Origin of the sequence: Streptomyces sp. SudanB182_2057, from assembly GCF_964272715.1 — a bacterium.
GTDB classification, from domain to species: domain Bacteria; phylum Actinomycetota; class Actinomycetes; order Streptomycetales; family Streptomycetaceae; genus Streptomyces; species Streptomyces rubradiris.
Window position 1 is genome coordinate 1878569 of sequence record NZ_OZ186798.1, and the last position, 19095, is coordinate 1897663.

Sequence of the window (19095 nt, forward strand, 5' to 3'; positions counted from 1 at the left end):
GCGGTCCCCCGGTCAGTGCTTGAGGATCTTGGAGAGGAAGTCCTTGGCGCGGTCGCTGCGCGGATTGGTGAAGAACTCGTCCGGGCTGCGGTCCTCCACGATCCGCCCGTCGGCCATGAAGACGACCCGGTTGGCGGAGGCGCGGGCGAAGCCCATCTCGTGGGTGACGACGACCATGGTCATGCCCTCCCGGGCGAGCTGCCGCATGACCTCCAGCACCTCGTTGATCATCTCGGGGTCGAGGGCGGAGGTGGGCTCGTCGAAGAGCATCGCCTTGGGTTCCATGGCGAGCGCGCGGGCGATGGCGACGCGCTGCTGCTGGCCGCCGGAGAGCTGGGCGGGGTACTTGCCGGCCTGACTCAGCAGGCCGACCCGGTCCAGGAGTTCGCGGGAGCGCCGGTCGGCCTCCTGCTGGCTCCGCCCGCGCACCTTGACCTGGGCGAGGGAGACGTTCTGCAGGACGGTCCTGTGCGCGAAGAGGTTGAAGGACTGGAAGACCATGCCGACCTCGGCGCGCAGCCGGGCGAGGGCCCTGCCCTCCGCGGGCAGCGGCCGGCCGTCGAGGGTGATGGTGCCGGACTCGATGGTCTCCAGCCGGTTGATCGTCCTGCACAGCGTCGACTTGCCCGAGCCGGACGGGCCGATGACCACGACCACCTCCCCCTTGCCGACCGTGAGGTCGATGTCCCTCAGGACATGCAGCTCCCCGTAGTACTTGTTGACGTTGCGCAGTTCGATCAACGGATCGACGGCCATCCGCAGCCCCACTCGCTCTCGGCTGTGTCGTGGTTGCCGCAACCTATCCAGGCGACGGTGCGGCGGAGGGACGACACGCACCTTCAGGGCATTAGCCGTATTTACGTCAGCGGGCGGCCCAGGGTTCACCGGCGGGCGGCCGGGGTCCGGGGGCCGGGGGCCGGGGCGGGATCAGTCCTCGGCGATCTCGGCGTACAGCTGGGACAGCTCGGGGGCCCCGCTCGCGGCCCACTCCTGCCCGGCCGGCACCACCTCCACCGTCCGGCCGGAGGCGAGCCGTACGACGGGTTCGCCGTCGGAGCGGATCCGCCAGGCGGCGCCGGGCACCGTGCGCACCACGACCGTGCCCAGGTACAGCCCGGCGTCATGGCCCAGCCAGGGCAGCGTCTCGGGGTCGTCGCGCCAGCGCGGGTCCATCTGGTCCAGGGCCTCCAGGGAGGCCGGGGTGTCGTCGAGGCGGACACCGGCCCGGGCCGCCTGCGAGCGCAGCAGATCGCACTCGGACAGCAGCGCGGCGACCGCCTCGGGATCGGCGGGCGGCGCCGGCTCACCGTTCTTGTCGTGCCGGGGGCCCAGGAACGGAAGACGCATGCCCCCAGCGTGGCATCACACGTCCAGGTCGACCACCACCGGCGCGTGGTCGGAGGCGCCCTTGCCCTTGCGCTCCTCGCGGTCGACGTAGGCGTCCTTGACGGCCTGGGCGAACGGCTCGTTGCCGTAGACCAGGTCGATGCGCATGCCGCGGTTCTTCGGGAAGCACAGCTGGCGGTAGTCCCAGTACGTGAACGGCCGGTCGTACTTCAGCGGGCGCGGCACGATGTCGTCCAGGCCCGTCTCGCGCAGGGCGGCGAGCGCGGCGCGTTCGGCGGCGGTGACGTGGGTGGAGCCCTCGAACGCCGTCACGTCGTAGACGTCGTCATCGGTCGGCGCCACGTTGTAGTCGCCCAGGACCGCGAACGGGCGGCTGCCGCGCGCGTCGCCGTACACGGCCGCCTTCAGGGCCTCGAACCACTGGAGCTTGTAGGCGTAGTGCGGGTGCTCCACCTCGCGGCCGTTGGGCACGTACACCGACCAGACGCGGACCGGGCCGCAGGTCGCCGAGATGGCGCGCGGCTCGGTCACGCCGTCGTAGCCGGGGTCGCCGGGCAGGCCCTTGACCACATCCTCGAGGCCGACGCGGGAGAGCACCGCCACGCCGTTCCACCGGCCGGTCGCGTGGACCGCCGATTCGTAGCCCAGCTCGCGGAGCTGGTCGAACGGGAACTGCTCCGCGGCGATCTTGGCCTCCTGGAGGCAGAGCACGTCGGTGCCGCTGCTCTCCAGCCAGGCCAGCAGCCGGGGCAGGCGAGCGGTGATCGAGTTCACGTTCCAGGTGGCGATGCGCATGCCTCACAACCTACCCGGAGCCTGTGACAACGGGCTCAGACCTCCGCCGCCGACCCGGGCGCCAGCCGCTGGTGGTCGGTGCCGCCCAGCCGGCCGAGGTGACCGTCGTAGATCGGCAGGGCCAGGTCGGTGAGCAGGGCGTCGTGGACGTCGTAGGCGCGTCGCGGGGCGACCTCGCGAACGTAGTCGATCACCTCGGAGATCTTGTTCCAGGGGGCCATCACCGGCACCAGCAGCGTCTCCACCGGCTGGTCGGGGACGGTGAGGGCGTCGCCGGGGTGGAAGACCGCGCCGCCGTCGATCAGGTAGCCGACGTTGGTGACGCGGGGCAGGTCGGGGTGGATCACCGCGTGCAGCTCGCCGTGCACCTGGACGTCGAAGCCGGCGGCGGTGAAGGTGTCGCCGTGGCCGACGGTGTGCACCCGGCCCGGGAAGGCGGCCGTGATCCGCTCGGCGACGGACCCGAGCGTCCAGATCTCGGCGGCGGGGTTGTCCTCCATGGCGGCCCGCAGCCGGAACTCGTCGAAGTGGTCCGGGTGCTCGTGCGTGATCAGGATGGCGTCCGCGCCGAGCGCCGCGTCCTCCTCGGAGAAGGCGCCCGGGTCGATGACGAGCGTCCGGCCCTCCTTGTCGAGGCGGACGCAGGCGTGGGACTTCTTCGTGAGCTTCATGTCTCCCATCTTCACGCCCGCGCCCGCCGCGCGCGGCACTACTCGGCGGGCGTGGTCTCCTCGCGGATGACCCGCTGGGCGACCCGGAACGCGCTGTTCGCGGCCGGCACCCCGCAGTAGACGGCGGTCTGCAGCAGCACCTCGGCGATCTCGGCCGGGGTCAGTCCGCTCCGCAGCGCCGCCCGGGTGTGGGCGGCCAGCTCCTCCAGGTGGCCGCCGGCGACCAGCGCGCTCAGCGTGACGCAGCTGCGGGTACGGCGGTCCAGGCCGGGCCGGTCCCAGATCTCGCCCCAGGCGTAGCGGGTGACGAAGTCCTGGAAGTCCCCGGAGAACTCGTCGGAGTCCGCCAGCGTCCGGTCCACGTGCGCGTCGCCGAGCACCTCGCGGCGGATCTTCAGCCCGGTCTCGTACCGGTCGGGCGGCCCGTCGCTCTGGGCGGGTACGGCGGCCGGGGCGATCTCGGCGACCGGCGCGGCCTGGGCCGGCACGACCGGGGCGGGCGCCGGGACGGCGGGCGCGACGGCGGCCGGCAGGGCGGTCTGCCCGGTGTCGAAGGGCTGCTGCCAGGCGGTGGAGAAGTGGTGGACGAGCAGGTCGGTGACGGCGGCGGGCTGCTCGACCGGCACCAGGTGGGAGGCGCCGGGCACGACCGCGAGCCGGGCGTCGGGGATGCCGGCGACCAGCGTACGGGCCTCCGCCGGGCCGGTGACCTGGTCGTCGGAGCCGACCAGCACCAGCGTCGGCACGCCCACCCGGCCGAGCTCGGTCCGTACGTCGAAGGAGGCCAGCGCCTCGCAGGCGGCGATGTAGCAGCCCGGGTCGGTGGTACGGACCATCTGCACGGCCCACTCGGTGATCGCGGGCTGCGCGGCGGCGAACCCGCCGGTGAACCAGCGGTCGGGCGCGGTCCGGGCGATCGGGTCGAGCCCGTTGGTACGGACCACCACCCCGCGCTGCCGGAACTCGTCCGCGGTGCCGAACCGGGGGGAGGCCGCGACCAGCGCGAGCGAGGCGAGCCGCTCGGGGTGGCGCAGGGCCAGCTCGATGCCGACGGCGCCGCCGAGCGCGCAGCCCGCGTAGCCGAAGCGCTGCACGCCGAGCGCGTCCAGGGTGGCCAGCAGCCGGCCGGCGAGGTCGGCGACGGAACCGGCGGGGTGCGCGGGGGCACCGCCGTGTCCCGGCAGGTCGAACCGCAGGACCCGCCACTGCTTGGCCAGCTCCGGCACCTGGCGGTCCCACATGTGCCAGGTGGTACCGAGGGACGGTCCCAAGATCAGGACGGGGAGGTGTTCCGGCCCGTCAAAGCGGTATTGCAGCGTCTCGATCTTGGCTTCGGTCACGGGTTCACACCTTCATCTGTCACGATCTGTCACACCCCCTGCGAGACCACCCCATGCCTCCGCTGCTGGAAGCAGGTCCGCCACGGCCGGCTTCACGTACCACTTCTCCACGGCGAGGTACGTCGAGCAGGACGCCCGAGCATCGTACCGACGGACCCCGCGAAGACCGTTTTCGTCCATGTCATCGCGGCCGCGAGCCATGCGGGCCGGCCCGGGCGGTGACGTGCGTACGCCCGGGCCGGGGGTGGGGCTTCAGATGAAGCGGTAGGACTTGAAGACGAAAGTCACGGTGCTGCCGGGAGACACCGGGTTGGCGAGGAGGGCGCAACTGGTGTCGGTGTAGAGCACCGCGGTGGCGTCCGTCTGGTTGCTCACGCTGGTGCCGAGCACGGACACGAGTTTGCAGGTGTTGAGTTCGGGGTTCACGACCTGCTGGTTACCGCCGAGCAGGTCGGTGTAGTAGAAGGTGCCGGTGGCGTTGCCCGGGGCGGCGAGTGCCTGTCCGGTGAGGAACGACATGGCGGCCACGGTGGCCGCGGCCGTTACCGCTGTGCGACGGCTGTGTCTCATGAGAGGTGCCTTCTTCCTGTTGGTCGGAGCCGGGTTGGCTTCGGGGGCGTCTCGCCGCGCCCGCACGCGGGAGCCCCGGTGCGGTACAGGCGGAGACGGGAGTGCTCCGCCCGGCCGGGGGAGGCCCCGCGTGGCGCTCGCGGTGGTGACTGACAGCCTCGGCCCACCACCCGTCGCCCACCATGGCCCGGACGGGCCGGTGCGCACACCCCACCCACCTGTGCGCACACCGAGTGCGGGATCTGGCCGCCTCGCAGGGCACGCACGGTGCCGCGCGATGAACTCCGTCACGGGGCCAGGCCCCAGGGTGGTACGTCGGTTCCCCGCGTGTTTCCCCCGGCCGGCACCCCGGCAGTGGCAGCCGAAAAGGGCGACGGCCTTGTGACCGCCGCCCACCCTGCCCGGTGCCGGCCGGTGCCGTCAGGCTCCGCTCGTGCCGATGCCGTCAGGCTCGCTCGTGCCGGGGTCGCTTCGCGGGACCTGGGCCCGCAAAGCGGCGACTTCCTCCCGCAGTTCGGTCAGTTCCCGGTGCAGGGCCTGGATGGCGACCAGAGCCACCCCGTTGGCGTCGGTACAGCAGATCGTCCGGTCGTTCTCACCCACTCCGAACGCCTGCCACCAGTCCTGCGCCATCGGTCCCAGGTGCCGCACGTGCGGCGGGTCCCAGTGGTAACGCCAGGTGCTGATGGGCAGGTTCACCACCTGTTCCAGTACCCGGTAGCCGTTGACCGGCTCACCGCCGTACACGGCCCCGCCGACCGCCGAGGACGCCAGCCCAGCCGCCGACACGCCCTGCCGACGCCGTCGGCGGACCTCAGCGGGCGCCCGCACCCGGGCCAGCACACTCCGCAGACGCCAGCCGCTCACCGCTCCCAGACCACCGGAGTGACCGCCGTCTTCAACGCCCGGTCGGAGAACCCTGGGATGAAACTCTTCGCCATGTTCTGTCCCGGTGTCAGGCAGGTCATGCCGCTGTTGCCGCACTCGTTGCGCGGCAGGTCCAGCGGCAACTGGAGAGCGTTGCCCGACAGGACGCCGCTGCCCGAGACGGTGGCGCCGGACGCCTGCGCGTCGCCGTGGTTGGCGCAGGTGTTGCCGAACGCGGCGTTGCCCACCCCGATGATGTTCGCCTGCGCCGGCGCCGCCGACACCGCCACCGACGCCGCTCCCAGCGTCGAGCCCACCAGGACCGCCCGCTTACGCATCGCGCGTACCCGTCTTGCCATCCCCATCTTCCGCTCCTCCTCGCACAGGCCGCGACACCCGCCGGCGGTTGCCGCTGGCCACTTTCCGGCTTGCCGAACCACTAACGACGGCCCCCCCCCCGCCGACAGCACGGCCGGGACCCGCCGACCGTGCCGGTACGGCCCCGGCTTTGGCAGGGGCATCGCGTTCATTCCGGGGTAGACGACGATCACAACCGGGGAACCGAACACGGAAGGAGACGAGCCGTGCGGAAAGGCCAACAGATCACTGGTACGGCGCGTGAGAAGCTCGCGCGGGAGATGAAGGAGCAGTACGAGGCCGGCAGGTCCATACGGGCCATCGCCGAGGCCTACGGCCGTTCGTACGGGTTCGTCCACCGCGTCCTCACCGAGACGGACGTGCCCCTGCGCGCCCGGGGCGGCGAGCACCCGCAGCGGCACCCCGGCACACCCGCCCACCAAGGCCGATAACCACCCTCCGCCGGGCACCCCGCCGGACGGCTGTCACCGTGCCGGCGAAGGGCACCGCCCGGTGATGATCAACCGCCCCGGGCCGCCCCCCGCGAAGCAAGGCGAGAAACCACAACCCTCGCCCACCGACGCGACCGGTCCCGGGGCACCGGCCTGGGCGACACAGATCCGACTGCGGCAGTCCCGCATCATCGGGGCGCCAACGAGTCGGCTCCCGGGCCGGTTGCAGGAGTTCATGGCGCGTCCGACGGACACCGGCGACGCGGACACCGGGTTCGGCCAGTACTTACCGGCCGGGCCCGTGACTGTTCAGGCTCGCTGATCGTATCCAGCCCCGGCCAGGTACCGACGAACGAACGAACTCGCCGCCGCTCTCAATCGGCATCGGTCGCGAGTGCGGTGCGGGCCACCGCCACGAATCGCTTCATCGCCGTGCGGACGTCGGCCAGGAAGTCGCCGCCGATGCGGGCGGGTCGCCCCTCGTCGTCCACCAGCCCGGACAAGTCGGCGGTGAGGGCGGTGGAATGAAGTTCGACAAGTTTCCCGACCACCTCGTTCGCCGCGTCGCTCACCGCCTGCGGACCTTCCAGGTCCACTTCGGCCAGCAGGCGCATGAGAACCGGGGAACGTTCCTCCAAGGCGAGGCCGAGCGGCCCGACGGCGACCTCTCCCGTGTCCTCGTCGACAAGGTCCAGCACGGCCTGCACCGCTTCGCGGCTGCCGGTCAGGAAGTCGCGGTACACCTTCCGTCGCGGTTCCCGCAGGGCCAGTCTGGCGTTGCTCCTGAGCTGCACCTTCGTCTGCCGGTAGGTGAGCAACGCGCCCAGCGACGCGACGGAGCCGGTGATGCCGGCGCCGAGCACCGCCGCGAGTCCTGAATCCATGTGCTCATCATGCGGATGCCGTCCGCTCCGGAAGGCGGCGGGGTCGACGGAGGTCACGTGAGCGACAGCCGCCCGTGGCCGGCGAGCACCGCGCGCACGCGCGTACCTCGGGGACGTCCTCGTACGCCCGCAGTGGCACACGCGGGAGCCGCCCGAACGTTTCGACACCCCCAGCGAATCCTGCGAGAGGGATTGACGGGGGTCCCCTGTCCCCCGATCATCCAGGTTGACCGGTGAGCCGATCGACGTTCGACATATCGAATGCTCACTTCCGCCCCACGCAAGGCACCTCCAGGTAACGCTCACCCCCGACGGCCGAGCCGCAAGGAGTACGCCGCCCATGGTTTCCTCATGGCCGCATGACCCACTGTCCCGGCGCCGCGCGCTGACCGCCGCCACCGGCCTGGTCGCCGGCGCGGCCCTCCCCCTGGCCGGGGCAGCCCCCAACGCGTCCGCCGCCTCCGCCGCCACCTACACCAACCCGGTGATCTGGCAGGACTTCGCGGACATCGACGTCATCCGCGTCGGTGACGCCTTCTACGCCTCGGCGTCGACCATGCACTACTCGCCGGGCGCGCCCGTGCTGCGCTCGTACGACCTGGTGAACTGGGAGATCGCCGGCCACTCCGTGCCCAGCCTGGACTTCGGCGCCAAGTACGACCTGAACGGCGCCCGCGGCTACGTCCGCGGGATCTGGGCGTCGTCGCTCGCCTACCGGCCGAGCAACAGGACCTTCTACTGGCTCGGCCAGATCGACTTCGCCAAGACGTACGTCTACACGGCCACCGCCGCCGAGGGGCCGTGGAGCCGGCTCACGACGATCGGGACGGCCTACTACGACGCGGGGCTGCTCGTCGACACCGACGACACCCTGTACGTGGCGTACGGGAACACCACCATCAACGTGGCCCAGTTGTCGCCCGACGGCCGCACCCAGGTCCGTACGCAGCAGGTGTTCACCACGCCGTCGAGCGTCGGCACCCTCGAGGGCTCCCGCTTCTACAAGATCAACGGCCAGTACTACATCTTCCTGACCCGTCCCGCGAACGGTCAGTACATCCTGAAGTCGTCCAGCGGCCCCTTCGGCCCGTACACCATGCGGCAGGTCCTCCTCGACCTGCGCGGGCCGATCCCCGGCGGCGGCGTCCCGCACCAGGGCGGGCTGGTGCAGACCCAGAACGGCGCCTGGTACTACCTGGCCTTCATCGACGCCTACCCCGGCGGCCGGATGCCCGCGCTGGCGCCCGTCACCTGGACCTCGGACGGCTGGCCCGTCGTCCAACTGGTCAACGGCGCCTGGGGCACCACCTATCCCAGCCCGGCCGTCCCCGCCCCGCCCCGCCCGGTCACCCCCATGACCGGCGTCGACACCTTCAACAGCACCGCCCTTTCACCGAGATGGGAGTGGAACCACAACCCGGACAACACCAAGTGGTCGACCGGCAGCGGCCTCACCCTGCGGACGGCAACCGTCACCAACGACCTCTACTGGGCCCGCAACACCCTCACCCACCGCATCCAGGGCCCCACCTCCACGGCCACGGTCCAGCTCGACCACTCCGCGATGCGGGACGGCGACCGCGCCGGACTCGCGCTGCTGCGCGACTCCTCCGCGTGGATCGGCCTCAAGCGCGACGGCGGCGTCACCCGCATCGCCATGGTCGGCGGACTGACCATGGACACCAACTGGAACACCACCGGCACCGGCACCGAACTGGCGAGCGCGCCCGTCTCCGGAAGCCGGATCTGGCTGCGCGCGAGCGCCGACATCCGCCCCGGCGCGCCACGCCCCGGCACCTTCTCGTACAGCACCGACGGCACCAACTTCACCCGCCTCGGGCCGGACTTCACGATGGGCAACGACTGGCGGTTCTTCATGGGGTACCGGTTCGCGCTCTTCAACCACGCCACGCAAGCGCTCGGCGGCGCGGTCCGCGTCACGCGGTTCGAGCTGTCCACACCCTGACCGGCCCCCGACAGCGGGGCAGGGGCCGTCAGGCGCTCGCGCGGACGACCAGGCGGGTGGGGAGGATCAGCGGAGTGGGGTCCTGCCCGCCCACGAGCGCGACGAGCATGCGCGCCATCTCCCGGCCGAGCGCCGTGACGGGCTGGTGCACGGTGGTGAGGGGCGGATCGGCGACCCGCGCCACGGCGAGGTCGTCGAAGCCGACCACCGCGACATCGGCGGGGACCGCCCGGCCCGCCTCGCGCAGCGTGCGCAGCGCCCCCACCGCCATGTTGTCGTTGGCCGCGAACACCCCGTCGAGGTCCCCGTGTTCGGCCAGCAGCGCCGCCATGGCGGCGGCCCCGCCGGCCTCGGTGAAGTCGGCCTCCCGGGGCGGCAGGGGGGCGACCCCGGCGCCCAGCATGGCGTCCCGGTAGCCGCGGTACCGGGCGCGCCCGGCCTCGGTGTCCAGCCGCCCGCAGATCGTGGCGACGCGACGGCGGCCGCGGGAGAGAAGGTACTCGGTCGCCTCGCGCGCCCCGCCGGTGTTGTCGGCGTCCACGTACCACCGGGGCGTGGAGCCGACCGGGCGGCCGCCGAACACGACGGGCATCGCGGCCCGTTCGGCCGGCCCGGCCAGCGGGTCGCCCTCGCGCAGCGCCATCAGCATGACGCCGTCGGCGCCCTTGCCCCGCAGCAGTTCCGCCACCCGCTCGCGGCCCCGCTCGGACGCGGCCAGGCACAGCATCAGGTGCAGGTCGGCCTCCTCCAGGGCGGCCGAGGCCCCCACGATCACCTGGGCGAAGAACGGATCCGCGAAGATCGACGGGTCCTCTCCCGAGATGACCAGGGCGGCGGCTCCCGTCTGCCGGGTGGCCAGGGCACGCGCGGTGGGGTTGGGTACGTAACCGAGTTGCCGGACGGCCCGTTCGACCGCCTCGCGTTTGGCGCGGCTGACGTGCGGGGCGTTGTTGAGCGCGCGGGAGGCCACGGAGCGGGAGACACCGGCGCGTTCGGCCACCTCGTCCAGCGTCGGCTGCCGACGCGGCGCACCACCTGCCATCACCCGTGAGCCTTTCGCCGCGGAGGCTCCGGCCCGGGGACCGGGAGCGCCGAACGGGACTGGTAGCGCTTCCAGTTCTCCGGCTTCGGAGCCTGGGCACGCGTCCAGGACTCTAGAGCCTGGAGCACGTCTCGTGAAAGGCCAGGTACGGCTGTGAACCGCGCTGTGTGCGGCGGCCCTTGACAGCTCCGGCGGCCCGCAACACGATTACCCACCACACCCCGTAGGCCGTATGGCGCTATGGGACCGCTTCCAATGGGAGCGCTCCCAGCAGGGTGTCGTACCACCGCACTTCCTCAGCGCGTCGCACGTCCGGGACGAGGGCGTGCGCGCGGCCCTGCCAGGAAACCGAGGTACCGTCCATGCGCCGCAGAATCCGCGCCCTGGTGGCAGGCCTGTTGGCACTGCCGCTGGCGCTCGCCGTCGCCCCGTCCGCCCACGCGGCCGACCCGACCACCATGACCAGCGGGTTCTACACGGACCCCGACTCCAGCGCGAAACGGTGGGTCGCCGCCAACCCCGGCGACGGCCGGACCTCCGCGATCAACTCGGCGATCGCGAACACCCCGACGGCCCGCTGGTTCGGCTCCTGGAGCGGCAGCATCGGCACCGCCACGGGGGCGTACGCGGGGGCCGCTGACGCCCAGGACAAGCTGCCCCTCCTCGTCGCCTACAACATCTACAACCGCGACTACTGCGGTGGGCACTCCGCCGGCGGGGCCTCCTCGGCGTCCGCCTACGCGACCTGGATCTCCCAGTTCGCCGGCGGTATCGCCGGCCGCCCGGCCGTCGTACTCCTCGAACCGGACTCCCTCGGGGACTACGGCTGCATGACCCAGGCGCAGATCACCGAGCGCCAGTCCATGCTCACCGGCGCCCTCACCCAGTTCAGCCGCCAGGCCCCCAACACCTGGGTCTACCTGGACGCCGGGAACCCGGGCTGGGCGAGCGCGGCGGTCATGGCCCAGCGCCTCAACGACGCCGGTCTCCGCCAGGCCCACGGCTTCTCGCTCAACATCTCCAACTACTTCACCACGGCCGAGAACACCGCCTACGCCAACGCCGTCAACAGCGAACTGAGCCGCCGCTACGGCTACACCAAGCCGTTCGTCGTGGACACCAGTCGCAACGGCAACGGCTCCAACGGCCAGTGGTGCAACCCCTCGGGCCGCCGCATCGGCACCCCGACCCGGCTGGGCGGAGGCGCGGAGATGCTCCTGTGGATCAAGGTCCCGGGCGAGTCCGACGGCAACTGCGGCGTCGGAGCCGGTTCCTCGGCCGGGCAGTTCCTCCCCGAGGTCGCCTACAAGATGATCTACGGCTACTGATCCGCTCCGGCCGCCTCCCCCACCCACCCACCGACCAGGAGCAGTTCATGACAGCACGCAGCCTGAGACGCGGGACGGCCGCCGTCCTCGCCGCGCTCGCCGCCTGCGCGGCGCTCACCGCCACCCGGGCGGAGGCGGCCCCAGCGCGGGGCGAACTCACCCCGGCCACACGGTTCTACGCGGACCCGCACGGCAAGGCCGCCGAGCAGGCCCTCGCGGACCTGCGCGACGGCGACCTGGCGAACGCCGCGAACATGGCCAGGCTCGCCAGCTGGCCGCAGGCCTCGTGGTTCACCGAGGGCACGCCCGAAGAGGTACGGGGCAAGGTGGACAAACTCGTCCGCCGGGCCGGCGCCGCGCACCGGACCCCCGTGCTGGTCGCGTACAACGCCCCGGGCCGGGACTGCTCCCAGTACTCCGGCGGCGGAGCCGCCTCCTCCGCCGCCTACCGGAAGTGGATCGACGGCTTCGCCGCCGGCATCGGCGACCGCGACGCGGTGGTCGTCGTGGAACCCGACGGCCTGGCGCTGCTCCCCCGGGACTGCGGACCGGCCACCGACCCGACCGGTGAACTCACGGCCGCGCGCATCGCCGACCTCGCCTACGCCGTCAAGACCCTGAAGGCCGGGCCGCGCACCACGGTCTACCTGGACGCCGGCAACGTCCAGTGGCGGTCCGTCGGCGACATCGCCCAGCGGCTGCTGGACGCCGGGGTCCGCCAGGGCGACGGCTTCTCGCTGAACGTCTCCAACATGCACCCCACCGACCACAACGCCCGGTACGGCACCTGGGTCGCCAAGTGCGTGTGGTTCGCCACCGAGGGCCCCGAATGGGCTCGCGGCCACGCCGACTGGTGCGCCAGCCAGTACTACTCGTCCGCCGCCCCCAACGACGGCACCCCGGGCAACAGCGTCTCCTCCGCCGACCCCGCCACCTGGCGCTGGACCGACGCCTGGTACGACCAGAACGCGGGCACGCCGCCGGCCGACGCGCTGAGCCACTTCGTCATCGACACCAGCCGCAACGGCCGGGGCGCCTGGACACCGGAGCCGGGCAAGTACAGCGGCGACCCGGAACCCTGGTGCAACGCGCCCGGCCGTGGACTCGGCCCGCGCCCCACCGCCGACACCGGCGTCCCTCTCGTCGACGCCTACCTGTGGATCAAGGTGCCCGGCGAGTCCGACGGCAGCTGCACGCGCGGCACCGGCGGCACGATCGACCCCGAGTACGGCATCGTCGACCCGCCCGCCGGCACCTGGTGGCCCGACCAGGCCCACGCCCTGGCGCGCAACGCGGTACCGCGCCTGACGTTCAACCACTGAGCGGAGCCCCGGCCGGGAGGCCGGGCCTCCCCGGGCCCGGCCGGGGCGGAGCGGGTACGCCGCTCCGCCCCGGCCGATGGGCTGCCCTCTTTCCCATGCCTGCCATGACCGTGATCCCGCCACGGGAGGGGACCACCGGCCGCCTCAGTCCGCGGCCTTCTCCCACACGGACACGTGCTGCCGGCTCTCGCCGGTGAACGGCTCCCGGCTCCACCCGTCCCACCGCGCCCGCAGCCGCATCCCGGCCAGCCGGGCCATGAGGTCCAGCTCGGCCGGCCAGACGTAGCGGAACGGGAAGGCCTGGTATTCGCCGCGGCCGTCGCGGACGGTCACGTGGTGCGAGCTGACGAACTGGCCGGCCAGGTCGTACAGATCGAACCCCAGCCGCCCCTCGCCCACCCGGAACGGCACGGCGTTCTGCCCGGGCGGCAGCCGCCGCAGGTCGGGCACGCCCACCTCCACGACGAAACAGCCGCCGGGCTCCAGATGGCGGGCCGCGTTGCGGAAGCAGTCCACCTGGGCGTCCTGCGAGGTCAGATTCATGAGGGTGTTGTAGACGAGGCAGACGACCGAAAAGGTCCCCTCGGCCCGCGCGGTCGCGAAGTCCCCGATGGTGACGGCGATCCCGTCCCCGCCGGGCTTGGCCCGCAGCCGGTCCACCATCGCCCGGGACATGTCGATGCCGTGCACCTCGACACCACGCGCCGTGAGCGGCAGGGCGATCCGCCCGGTCCCGACCCCGAACTCCAGCGCCCGCCCGCCGTCCCCGGCCAGCTCGGCCAGCAGATCGACGGCCGGCTCCACGACGCGCGCATCGAACATCTCCGCCGACGACTCGTCGTACGACGCGGCGACGGACTCCCCGAAGTACCCGTCCTCATCGAGCATGCGTCGACTGTACGACGGCCGCCCGGCCGGAGTCCGCGCGTTTCCGGCGCCACTCGCCACCGGCACGAGCCCGCGTCGAACGTCCCCCGAACCATGAGAGAGCGGGCCCCTTACTTCCGACTAATCTAACTAAATGGGCGCGCCAGGGGCAGAGTTCGGCCACAATACAAACCGGGGGTTCGGTTTACAAGATGAGTCGCGTCGTTGGACAATCAAGTCCCCAGAAGGCCGCACGCATTCGGAATACCCATGTGAACTGCGCTTTCACCGAAAGGGGCGGGGCACGCGACGGCCGACACGCCGTCGACGCTCAGCCACATGGGCATGCCAGGATACGGCGGCAAGCTGGATATCCGTCCTGTTACGACTGACCGTCACCAAGTGATCATCGAACGGAGTTACGGTGGATATGCTGCGAAACGGGTCCGCCGCATGAGGCAAGTGAGGGCCGAAGAGACCCGCAACGCCCTGCTTCTGGCAGCGGCCCAGACCTTCGACCGCGACGGCTACGAGGGCACCACGCTGGCGACGATCAGCGACCGCGCGGCGGTGAGCAAGGGAGCGCTCTCGTTCCACTTCAGCAGCAAGTCGGCGCTCGCGGACGCCGTGCAGTACGTGTCGTGCGAGCGGTCCCACGCCGAGCTGAAGGCCCTGGACGACCCCGGGGTCCCGGCCCTGCGGGCGCTGGGCGGCATGGTGCGCGCACTGGCCGACCGGCTGGCGGCCGACCCGCTCACCCGGGCCGGCCTCAGGCTGGCCCGGGAGCGCGGACCGTCCTCGGGAGCGGCCATGGACTGCCGGCTCGCCTGGCGCGCGGTGCTCCGGCAGACGGTACTGCGCGCGCGGGAGGAGGGGAGCCTGCGGTCCGGCGCCGGCGTGGAGTCCGTCGTGGACCTGGCGCTGGCCCTCGCGCTCCATCAGGAGGCGGTTCCCGCGAACCGCGACCGGGAGACCTGGCTGACCGACGCCTGGGAACTGCTGCTCCCCGCGCTGGCCTCGCCGGCCTACTCCGACCCGCTCATGCCGACATCCCCCTGACGCAGGGGGCGCCGGTCGCGGCCCGGCGGGTGGGACGACAGCCGGTCGTCATCGGGTGGACCTCCACGCCGATGGCGACCGGCGGGGAGACCCCGGCTCACCCGTGCGGGACTTGCGGCTCATCCCGTACGAAAGCCCGTAGCCGTACGGTTCGTCGGTTCAGCTCGCCGGTTCCGCCACCAGCGCCGCCGCGTCGGCCGCCCGCATCTCGGCGAGCACCCGGGTCCCGCGGTCCGGTCCGAAGTCGAGCTGCGCGAAGATCGCGGGCATCGCGACGCTGGGCAGCGTGTAGGCGAAGATGGAGGAGATGCGCTCTTCCAGGTCCTGCCACCCGGAGGTCACCTCCGACACTATCTGGGCGCCGACCCAGGAGCTGACCAGGAAGCGGCCCAGTTCCTCGGGCACCACGTGCGGGTAGACCTCGCCGTGTTCCTTGGCCGCGAGCACCATGGAGGCGAACCGCAGCGCCCACGCCTCCCAGGGACCGCCGTCGGTCAGTTCCTGGAGCTGCGGCTCCATCGCCAGCTTGGCACCGGCCCGCAGCATGATCTCCTGCGGCAGCCGACAGGCCAACGCCATGGCCTCGTCGACGAGTTCCTGGAGCTTGTACGTGCGCGGCGGGTACCCCTGCTCCGTCACCTGCTCGGCGAAGATGCCCTGGACCAACTGTTCCTTGGAAGCGAAGTGGAAGTACAGGGCTCCTCGTGTCACCTGGGCCTTGTCGAGAATCTGCGCGATGCTGGCACCGTGGTAGCCGTGCTGCGCGAAGACCTCCGCCGCCGCGTTCAGGATCGCGCCACGGGTTCGGATCGCGCGCAACTGCTGTGCCATGTATTCGTCCTCTCGTCCGCGCCACGCCACCCCCTCCGAGCTGACGCGGATGCCTGATCCCGGCCCGCGGGGTGCGGGCCGGGAGACAAAAGAAACCAGATGATTGGTACTTTACCAATCCGACAAGCCTGGCCACCCGTGGCTGAACGCCGGGACTCACCAGGCTCCGGCGCCGCCGTCCACCGCCATGGTGGCACCGGTGACGAAGCTGGCCTGGTCGCTGCAGAGCCACACCGCGACCTGGCCCACCTCCTCCGGATCGGCCACTCTCCCCTGCGGATTGCGGCGGCGCATGCGCTCCTCGGCCGCCGGGTCACGGGCGAAGACGCCCTCGGACATCTCCGACCGGGTCAGTCCGGTGGCGAGCGCGTTCACCCGGATGCCGTGCGCCGCGTACTGGGCCGCGGCCGACTTGGTCAGGCCGAGAACGGCATGCTTGGCGGCCACGTAGGGCGCCCCCTGGGAGGTCGCGCGGACCCCCGCGATGCTGCTGTTGTTGACGATCGCGCCGCCCGTCCCGTTCGCGAGCATGGCCCTGATCTCGTGTTTCATGCAGAGCCAGACGCCACGGACGTTCACGTCGAACACCGCGTCGTAGTCGGCGTCGTCCGTCTCGTGCAGCGGGGCCGGTTCGGTCGTCGTACCGGCGTTGTTGAACGCCGCGTCGAGCCTGCCGTACCGGTCGACGGCCAGCCGTACCGCCCGCTCCACGTCCTCGGCGCTGGTCACATCGCCGTCGGCGCAGGCGACTTCGGTGCCCTTGTCGCGCAACTCGGCGGCCAGCTCCTCCAGTCGGTGCAGCCGGCGGGCCATCAGCACCAGCGAGGCGCCGTTGCGCGCGCCCACCCGGGCCGTCGCCGCGCCGATACCGCTGCTCGCCCCGGTGACCAGCAGGACCTTGCCGGCCAGCAGTCCCCCTCCCGGTGTCACGCCACCGCCTTCCCGGGCGCGCCGGCCCAGAGGGTGCCGGCCCGCGCCTCCGCGTCGATCGTACGCAGCAGCGCGTCGTCGATCTCGTCGAGGGAGCCTACGACGTGTCGCGCGCCGGTCTCCGCCATGAGCTGCCGCTGGTAGCCGTGCTCGAAGTCGCTGGGGTGCCCGATGAACGGGGCGCCCAGCTCACGGGCCGCCTCGGCGACGCGGGCCACATCGTCCACGAACAGCACCTCGTCGCAGGCGAGTCCGGCGAAGTCGACGGCGATCTCGCGCAGGCCGGGGCGGATGTCGTTGGTGCACACGTACCGGGGTTCGTCGAACAGGTCGGTCAGGTGGCCCAGGTAGCGATCGAAGTGGGAGGCGTCGAGCCCGCCGTAGCAGACGGTCCGCAGGCCCAGGGCGCGGATGCGGCGCAACAGTTCCGCCGCGCCGTCGAGGACGCGGACCGGGTGGTCCGCGAGGTAGCGCGCCCGGTCCTCGAAGTAGACGGCGATCGTCTCCATCGGGGAGGTCCGCATGCCGCACACCTCCGCGAGGATCTTGCCCGCGACCGCCTGCTGCTGGGAGAAGATCCGGCGCTCCAGGTCGGCGGAGTAGGTGCCGCCCCGGCTCGTGACGAAGTGGTGGATGACGGGGCTGAACGTGTCGTTCAGCAGGACTCCGTCGATGTTGAGCGCGACCATGCGGAGCTTCGTGAGTTGCTCGGTCATGGATCCATCCCTCCTCCCGCGATCCGCCGGCGCTTCGTGTGGACAGCGAATCGAGTAAACCTGACGACCGGTTGAGATCTTCACACGGGTGCCTCCGATAGTCCAAGGATCGCGTTCGGGCGTCTCGGGTCGCGGGATTCGACGTCCACGCACGGTGTCCCGCTCGTCACACCGGTGGGTCGCCCGCGACCGGCCGCGAGTAGGCTGGCCGGACCCGGTTCCGGGCGTCCGCACGGGCGCGCGGAACCGGCCGGACGACCGTGCGCGGACGTCCGGGACCGGCCGCAAATCCCGAGGGAGCGTGCAGAGTTGACTGCGGAGGCAGTACGTGCGCACAGGGCCGTCCACCCTCGTCCGCCGGGCTCGGCGGCGCGTTGCCCGATGCGCTCGCGCCCGCCCGCACAGGCCCGGCGACCACCTGCGGAGACGGGTGGGTAAGGCTGGAAAAAAAACCGGTCAGTCCGTACAGTGGCGCCCGTCGCACACCACCCAGCGCAACCCGCGCTCCACTCAATCCTGTTCACGGCTTGACCTGCGTTCCGGCAGCACTCCGTCCTCGACTGCCCAGGGGGAGAGGCAAGATGACCACGTTTGCGCCCATTGACAGTATGATCACGGACTTCCAGGCCGCCCTGCCCACCACACCCGTCGGACTGACCACATTGACGACAACCGTCCCCAAGGAGTACGTCCACCGCTCGGTGGTCACCGAAGTCTTCCTCACCGGCTGGCGTCAGACGGACGCGGACACCTGCACGGTCACGGCCCAGTGGCCGCGCGCCCACACCTTCTACGGGCCCGCCGAGGGCTTCCACGACCCGCTGCTGTTCAGCGAGACGCTGCGGCAGACGGTGCCGCTGCTGTCCCACGCGGTCTTCGGCGCGCCCATGGACCACAAGCAGATATGGCGCGATCTCCATGTCGCCCTGGACCCGGCGGCGCTGCGCGCCGGGCTCACCCCGGCCGACGTGGAACTGAGCATCCGCTGCTCGGACATCGAGCGGCGGGCCGGTGTCCTGCGCGGGATGCGGATGGAGGTGACCGCCACCCGCGAGGGGCAGTACCTCGGCACGGCGTCGACCTCGTTCAGTTCGCACAGCAGGGCGCTGTACCGGCGGCTGCGCGGCGCCTACGCGGACGCCGAGCAGGCCATGGCGGCGGCCGTCGAACTGCCGCCGTCGCTCCAGCCCGGGCTCGTCGGCCGGGACCGCCCGCACGACGTGGTGCTCTCGCCCCGTGCCGCCGACGGCCGCTGGCAGCTGCGGGTGAACACCCTGCACCCGATCATCTTCGACCACCCGAACGACCACGCTCCCGGCATGCTGCTCCTGGAGGCGGCCCGCCAGGCGGCCCAGCACCACCTCGGCCTGGAACCGGTCCTCGCCACGGGCCTGGACGCGGCCTTCCACCGGTACGCGGAGCTGGACGCCCCCGCGTGGGTCGCGGCCGAGACCGCCGCCGACGGCCGCGTCCGCGTGACCGTCGAACAGCACGACGCGCTCGTCTTCGAGTGCGCGGTGACGACACACCCGGCCACGGCCTGACCCCGGACATCGACCGGCCCCCACGGGATCCGGCCCCGACGACGGCCCGACTACGAGGCGCCGGGCACCGTTTCGGGGCAGTGGGATCGTCGGAGCAGCCGGCTTGGCGGAGGCGGAGGCGTAAGCGCAGGGTGGCCGGGCGGCCTGGTCAGGAGCCGTCCGACAACCCGCGATCCGGCGCCGCCCGACGGGCCGGGGGCGGAGGTG

General features: G+C 71.9%; 20 protein-coding genes. 6 read left to right on the plus strand and 14 right to left on the minus strand.

What is annotated here, in order from left to right; all coding sequences use genetic code 11:
* Positions 1 to 12 precede the first annotated feature (12 nt).
* From ACSURM_RS07890 to ACSURM_RS07925, 8 genes are all read right to left on the minus strand, one after another.
* On the minus strand, positions 13 to 756 hold the full coding sequence (locus tag ACSURM_RS07890) for an amino acid ABC transporter ATP-binding protein (RefSeq protein ID WP_436954250.1): 744 nt from the start codon (positions 754 to 756) through the stop codon (positions 13 to 15).
* A gap of 171 nt (positions 757 to 927) precedes the next feature.
* Positions 928 to 1347 carry a DUF6278 family protein gene (locus ACSURM_RS07895; protein WP_436954251.1) on the minus strand — a complete coding sequence of 140 codons (420 nt, stop codon included), beginning with the start codon at positions 1345 to 1347 and terminating at the stop codon, positions 928 to 930.
* A 15-nt stretch (positions 1348 to 1362) separates the two neighbouring features.
* The gene (locus ACSURM_RS07900) at positions 1363 to 2142 is read right to left on the minus strand and encodes an exodeoxyribonuclease III (protein WP_436954252.1); all 780 of its coding nucleotides are present in this window, start codon (positions 2140 to 2142) and stop codon (positions 1363 to 1365) included.
* 35 nt (positions 2143 to 2177) lie between these two features.
* Entirely contained in the window at positions 2178 to 2813 is a 636-nt protein-coding gene (locus tag ACSURM_RS07905; protein WP_436954253.1) for an MBL fold metallo-hydrolase, read from the minus strand.
* Positions 2814 to 2851: 38 nt separating this feature from the next.
* Positions 2852 to 4153 carry a bifunctional 3-oxoadipate enol-lactonase/4-carboxymuconolactone decarboxylase PcaDC gene (gene pcaDC / locus ACSURM_RS07910; RefSeq protein WP_436954254.1) on the minus strand — a complete coding sequence of 434 codons (1302 nt, stop codon included), beginning with the start codon at positions 4151 to 4153 and terminating at the stop codon, positions 2852 to 2854.
* Positions 4154 to 4405: 252 nt separating this feature from the next.
* Complete coding sequence (locus ACSURM_RS07915) at positions 4406 to 4723, minus strand: hypothetical protein (RefSeq protein WP_436954255.1); 318 nt, start codon at positions 4721 to 4723, stop codon at positions 4406 to 4408.
* 420 nt (positions 4724 to 5143) lie between these two features.
* A complete protein-coding gene (locus tag ACSURM_RS07920; protein WP_436954256.1) occupies positions 5144 to 5590 on the minus strand; it encodes a tail fiber domain-containing protein in 447 nt (148 codons plus the stop codon).
* Positions 5587 to 5955 carry a chaplin gene (locus ACSURM_RS07925; protein ID WP_436954257.1) on the minus strand — a complete coding sequence of 123 codons (369 nt, stop codon included), beginning with the start codon at positions 5953 to 5955 and terminating at the stop codon, positions 5587 to 5589. Before ACSURM_RS07925 ends, ACSURM_RS07920 begins: the two co-directional genes overlap by 4 nt.
* 219 nt (positions 5956 to 6174) lie before the next feature.
* On the opposite strand from ACSURM_RS07925, the gene ACSURM_RS07930 reads away from it, so the two are divergent.
* Positions 6175 to 6399 carry a helix-turn-helix domain-containing protein gene (locus tag ACSURM_RS07930; RefSeq protein WP_436954258.1) on the plus strand — a complete coding sequence of 75 codons (225 nt, stop codon included), beginning with the start codon at positions 6175 to 6177 and terminating at the stop codon, positions 6397 to 6399.
* 374 nt (positions 6400 to 6773) lie between these two features.
* Here the strand turns inward: ACSURM_RS07930 and ACSURM_RS07935 are convergent, their stop codons facing one another.
* Positions 6774 to 7340, minus strand: a complete 567-nt coding sequence (locus tag ACSURM_RS07935; RefSeq protein WP_436954259.1) for a hypothetical protein — start codon at positions 7338 to 7340, stop codon at positions 6774 to 6776.
* 283 nt (positions 7341 to 7623) lie between these two features.
* Here ACSURM_RS07935 and ACSURM_RS07940 point away from each other — a divergent pair, with 283 nt between their 5' ends.
* Entirely contained in the window at positions 7624 to 9249 is a 1626-nt protein-coding gene (locus tag ACSURM_RS07940; RefSeq protein WP_436954260.1) for a glycoside hydrolase family 43 protein, read from the plus strand.
* Positions 9250 to 9277: 28 nt separating this feature from the next.
* On the opposite strand, the gene ACSURM_RS07945 is transcribed toward ACSURM_RS07940, so the two are convergent.
* On the minus strand, positions 9278 to 10291 hold the full coding sequence (locus ACSURM_RS07945) for a LacI family DNA-binding transcriptional regulator (protein ID WP_436954261.1): 1014 nt from the start codon (positions 10289 to 10291) through the stop codon (positions 9278 to 9280).
* Positions 10292 to 10653: 362 nt separating this feature from the next.
* Between ACSURM_RS07945 and ACSURM_RS07950 the strand changes: the two genes are divergently transcribed.
* On the plus strand, positions 10654 to 11619 hold the full coding sequence (locus tag ACSURM_RS07950) for a glycoside hydrolase family 6 protein (RefSeq protein ID WP_436954262.1): 966 nt from the start codon (positions 10654 to 10656) through the stop codon (positions 11617 to 11619).
* 47 nt (positions 11620 to 11666) lie between these two features.
* Positions 11667 to 12941 (plus strand): glycoside hydrolase family 6 protein, encoded by a 1275-nt coding sequence (locus ACSURM_RS07955; protein ID WP_436954263.1) that lies wholly within the window; start codon positions 11667 to 11669, stop codon positions 12939 to 12941.
* Positions 12942 to 13085: 144 nt separating this feature from the next.
* Here ACSURM_RS07955 and ACSURM_RS07960 read toward each other — a convergent pair whose 3' ends face one another.
* Positions 13086 to 13829, minus strand: coding sequence for a class I SAM-dependent methyltransferase (locus ACSURM_RS07960; protein WP_436954264.1), 744 nt, complete (start codon positions 13827 to 13829; stop codon positions 13086 to 13088).
* Between the two features lie 432 nt (positions 13830 to 14261).
* Between ACSURM_RS07960 and ACSURM_RS07965 the strand changes: the two genes are divergently transcribed.
* Positions 14262 to 14867, plus strand: coding sequence for a TetR family transcriptional regulator (locus ACSURM_RS07965; RefSeq protein WP_436954265.1), 606 nt, complete (start codon positions 14262 to 14264; stop codon positions 14865 to 14867).
* A gap of 159 nt (positions 14868 to 15026) precedes the next feature.
* Here the strand turns inward: ACSURM_RS07965 and ACSURM_RS07970 are convergent, their stop codons facing one another.
* The 3 genes from ACSURM_RS07970 to ACSURM_RS07980 form a co-directional block, all read right to left on the minus strand.
* Positions 15027 to 15698 (minus strand): ScbR family autoregulator-binding transcription factor, encoded by a 672-nt coding sequence (locus tag ACSURM_RS07970; RefSeq protein WP_359045395.1) that lies wholly within the window; start codon positions 15696 to 15698, stop codon positions 15027 to 15029.
* A gap of 156 nt (positions 15699 to 15854) precedes the next feature.
* Positions 15855 to 16628 (minus strand): SDR family NAD(P)-dependent oxidoreductase, encoded by a 774-nt coding sequence (locus ACSURM_RS07975; RefSeq protein ID WP_436954266.1) that lies wholly within the window; start codon positions 16626 to 16628, stop codon positions 15855 to 15857.
* Positions 16625 to 17344: an HAD family hydrolase gene (locus ACSURM_RS07980; protein WP_436954267.1), complete on the minus strand. Its 720-nt coding sequence runs from the start codon at positions 17342 to 17344 to the stop codon at positions 16625 to 16627. The genes ACSURM_RS07975 and ACSURM_RS07980 overlap by 4 nt, the downstream gene beginning before the upstream one ends.
* 608 nt (positions 17345 to 17952) lie before the next feature.
* On the opposite strand from ACSURM_RS07980, the gene ACSURM_RS07985 reads away from it, so the two are divergent.
* Entirely contained in the window at positions 17953 to 18888 is a 936-nt protein-coding gene (locus ACSURM_RS07985; protein ID WP_436954268.1) for a ScbA/BarX family gamma-butyrolactone biosynthesis protein, read from the plus strand.
* Positions 18889 to 19095 lie beyond the last annotated feature (207 nt).

Coding starts and splice junctions, on each gene's coding strand:
- ACSURM_RS07955 (WP_436954263.1), top strand. CDS start 11,667: ATGACAGCACGCAGCCTGAGACGCGGGACGGCCGCCGTCCTCGCCGCG.
- ACSURM_RS07915 (WP_436954255.1), bottom strand. CDS start 4,723: ATGAGACACAGCCGTCGCACAGCGGTAACGGCCGCGGCCACCGTGGCC.
- ACSURM_RS07980 (WP_436954267.1), bottom strand. CDS start 17,344: ATGACCGAGCAACTCACGAAGCTCCGCATGGTCGCGCTCAACATCGAC.
- ACSURM_RS07950 (WP_436954262.1), top strand. CDS start 10,654: ATGCGCCGCAGAATCCGCGCCCTGGTGGCAGGCCTGTTGGCACTGCCG.
- ACSURM_RS07925 (WP_436954257.1), bottom strand. CDS start 5,955: ATGGGGATGGCAAGACGGGTACGCGCGATGCGTAAGCGGGCGGTCCTG.
- ACSURM_RS07895 (WP_436954251.1), bottom strand. CDS start 1,347: ATGCGTCTTCCGTTCCTGGGCCCCCGGCACGACAAGAACGGTGAGCCG.
- ACSURM_RS07985 (WP_436954268.1), top strand. CDS start 17,953: ATGATCACGGACTTCCAGGCCGCCCTGCCCACCACACCCGTCGGACTG.
- ACSURM_RS07965 (WP_436954265.1), top strand. CDS start 14,262: ATGAGGCAAGTGAGGGCCGAAGAGACCCGCAACGCCCTGCTTCTGGCA.
- ACSURM_RS07905 (WP_436954253.1), bottom strand. CDS start 2,813: ATGAAGCTCACGAAGAAGTCCCACGCCTGCGTCCGCCTCGACAAGGAG.
- ACSURM_RS07960 (WP_436954264.1), bottom strand. CDS start 13,829: ATGCTCGATGAGGACGGGTACTTCGGGGAGTCCGTCGCCGCGTCGTAC.
- ACSURM_RS07890 (WP_436954250.1), bottom strand. CDS start 756: ATGGCCGTCGATCCGTTGATCGAACTGCGCAACGTCAACAAGTACTAC.
- ACSURM_RS07970 (WP_359045395.1), bottom strand. CDS start 15,698: ATGGCACAGCAGTTGCGCGCGATCCGAACCCGTGGCGCGATCCTGAAC.
- ACSURM_RS07940 (WP_436954260.1), top strand. CDS start 7,624: ATGGTTTCCTCATGGCCGCATGACCCACTGTCCCGGCGCCGCGCGCTG.
- ACSURM_RS07945 (WP_436954261.1), bottom strand. CDS start 10,291: ATGGCAGGTGGTGCGCCGCGTCGGCAGCCGACGCTGGACGAGGTGGCC.
- ACSURM_RS07900 (WP_436954252.1), bottom strand. CDS start 2,142: ATGCGCATCGCCACCTGGAACGTGAACTCGATCACCGCTCGCCTGCCC.